This window comes from Psychrobacter sp. Ps2 (assembly GCF_022129405.1).
Classification (GTDB): Bacteria; Pseudomonadota; Gammaproteobacteria; order Pseudomonadales; family Moraxellaceae; genus Psychrobacter.
The window spans coordinates 1-1,242 of record NZ_JADQAM010000019.1; the positions used below are offsets into that span (position 1 = coordinate 1).

1 protein-coding gene is annotated in these 1,242 nt (G+C 45.6%); it reads left to right on the top strand.

Translation table 11 applies throughout. The features are described from left to right. Positions 1–46: 46 nt before the first annotated feature. Positions 47–1,242, top strand: a 1,196-nt coding sequence (locus tag I3254_RS00790) for an IS256 family transposase (protein ID WP_238050499.1), incomplete at its 3' end; no start/stop codon positions are given.

The window sequence follows — 1,242 nt, forward strand, 5'->3', positions numbered from 1 at the left end:
TAAAAACTGTGTAACTGCTTATAATCCACTAATAGGAGAATAAGCAATGACTACTCAATCTGACATTAAGAAACTGGCCGAGCAAATGGCTGGTAGCATGAAAAGCTTCGATGACATCAAAGACTTTCAAAAGCAACTCATGCAATCGTTTATCGACACGGCCCTTGAGGCTGAGATGGAAGATCATCTTGGCTATCCTAAGCATGAGAAGACAGACAAGCCTAACAAGCGCAACGGTCACACTAAAAAGAGAGTCCGCAGTGATACAGGCGATCTTGAGATATCCACCCCAAGAGACCGTGAAGGCGCTTTTGAACCTGTCCTAGTGCGTAAGCATCAAAGTCGTATTAGCGGCCTTGATGATAAAATCATATTCTTTTATGCCAAAGGCCAAACCACCACCGAGATCGTCGAAACCATCAAAGAGCTCTATGATGTAGATATCTCAAGCAGCTTAGTTTCAAGAGTTACTGACAACATTATAGATGACATCACCGCATGGCAGAACAGGCTGCTGAGCAGTGTTTATCCTATCGTCTATTTGGACTGCATCGTCGTCAAAGTACGTCAAGACAAGCAGATCATAAACAAGGCCATTTACTTAGCATTAGGCGTCAATTTGAGCGGTAAAAAAGAGCTGCTTGGTATGTGGCTATCAGAGAACGAAGGCGCTAAGTTCTGGCTTGGCGTGCTTACCGAGCTTCAAAACCGCGGAGTACAGGATATTCTCATTGCCTGTGTCGATGGCCTAAAGGGTTTCCCTGATGCTATCAATACGGTCTACCCCGATGCTCAGGTTCAACTGTGTATCGTACACATGGTGCGCTATTCGATGAAGTTTGTGCCGTGGACAGATAAAAGAGAGGTAGCGGCTGATCTAAAAGCCATCTACGGCGCTGATACGCTTGAGATGGCAGAAGCCAATCTTGAGCATTTCGATGAGACTTGGGGCAAAGATTACCCGCACGTGGTCAAGTCTTGGCGCAATAACTGGGAGGGCTTAACGGTGTTCTTTGAGTATCCGAAAGACATCAGAAAAGTGATTTATACCACCAATGCGATAGAGTCGCTAAACAGTGTGATTCGGACGGCAGTGAATAAGCGTAAGGTGTTCCCCTCTGATCAGGCAGCATTCAAAGTGGTGTACTTAGCCACCCAGCAGGCGTCTAAAAAGTGGTCGATGCCAATCCGTAACTGGACGTCTGCTCTGAATCGTTTTATGATTATGTTTGATGACCGTAT